A 1396-nucleotide genomic window follows, 5' to 3' on the forward strand; every position below is an offset into this window, starting at 1 on the left:
GAAAGAAATCTGAAAAGTCATTTTAAAAAAAGATTCCTTAAAAAAATTGCGTCCATTTTACGATCTTCGCTGTTAGACTAAACTTCAGAACGCTTATGGACGCAAATTCTTTATTATTGAACCGATTCAAGATGCAATGTAATAAATTTTCAGGAACTATTACAAAAGAACTTGGTGTAATCAAAAAACGGTTGGTGAAAGAGATGATATTTGGTATTCAGGCATCCAAAGATGTTAAGCTATCCAATATTAGCAGGAGTTTAAAGGAAGATATTCCCTTAATAAAGACCGAAGACCGACTCAGCAGGAATCTGGCATCGGAAGATTTGTCGGAACAATTAAATAAAGAGATAATGCGATTAGCATCCGGTAAGATAGACGATACAATGGTAATTGCTATTGACCCCGGCGATATTATGAAACCTTACGCCAAAGAGATGGAGAAGTTATGTAATATCTATGACGGGAGCAGTGGAAGAGCCGCCCGAGGATATCATTTATGTCAGGTTACTGCAGCTAACCTGGCTCATGATAGGATAGTACCCTTATATTGCGAGGCTTATTCATCAGAAGACTCCACATATCCCGGCCGTTCAGAAAAAATTATTGAAATTGTACAAAAAGTGAAATCAAATATCGGTTCGAATGGCACCTGGGCAATTGACCGCGAAGGGGATGACATCGATATAATAAGAGGTTTTACCAGTGAAGAACTCGACTTTGTAGTACGTTTAAAATGAACCGATATCTCCATTTTGCAGGTAACATCAACCGCCAGGTCAAAGCAGAAAGAATACAACATCATGTAGCTACACCATACAAAGCCCATATTTATATAACCAAAGATGGAAAGGAAGAATTTATACATTTACAATTCGGAGCTGTAAAAGTTGCATTGCCTGAATATCCGGATATCTGGTATACTCTTGTTATTGTTAAAGGCTTTGGAAAGCATCCGATGCTGTTGCTTACAAATAAAGAGGTGAATCTTCAAAACAATAAGCAGCTGTGGCAAATTGTTGATATTTATCTTACAAGATGGAAGTGTGATGAATGTTACGGTTACATTAAACAATCATACAATCTGGAAGACATTAGAGTATTAAGCTACAATTCCATACGGAATATTACAGTTCTTGTCCATTGTATTGCCTATTTTACAAGTATTTATATCGGAATGTCATTGAAATTAAAAATTATGGTACAAAAAATATTTATCCTCTCAAAAAGGTTCTTTGGTGTACCAACTTTCTTTAACTATGCTATGGCCGATGGTATTTATGAACTTCTTAAACATAGCAGGAAAGGTATTGCTGATTTCAAAAGCCGGATTGGTCCTCATCACAACCAATTCCAGTTATCTTTATTCCCTGATTAATTTTTGAGGAAACTCCAG

The 1396-nt window shown here is 36.1% G+C and carries 2 protein-coding genes; both read left to right on the forward strand.

From position 1 onward, the window contains the following. The first annotated feature begins 95 nt into the window (after positions 1–95). Positions 96–740 carry a hypothetical protein gene (locus tag BM130_RS15090; RefSeq protein WP_074964427.1) on the forward strand — a complete coding sequence of 215 codons (645 nt, stop codon included), beginning with the start codon at positions 96–98 and terminating at the stop codon, positions 738–740. Further along, entirely contained in the window at positions 737–1378 is a 642-nt protein-coding gene (locus BM130_RS15095; protein ID WP_074964428.1) for a hypothetical protein, read from the forward strand. The genes BM130_RS15090 and BM130_RS15095 overlap by 4 nt, the downstream gene beginning before the upstream one ends. The last annotated feature ends 18 nt before the right edge of the window (positions 1379–1396 follow it).

Origin of the sequence: Thermophagus xiamenensis (genome assembly GCF_900112795.1) — a bacterium.
GTDB lineage: Bacteria > Bacteroidota > Bacteroidia > Bacteroidales > Marinilabiliaceae > Thermophagus > Thermophagus xiamenensis.

Excerpts from the sequence above, each read along its gene's own strand:
- BM130_RS15090 (WP_074964427.1), top strand. The coding sequence starts at position 96 with ATGGACGCAAATTCTTTATTATTGAACCGATTCAAGATGCAATGTAAT.
- BM130_RS15095 (WP_074964428.1), top strand. The coding sequence starts at position 737 with ATGAACCGATATCTCCATTTTGCAGGTAACATCAACCGCCAGGTCAAA.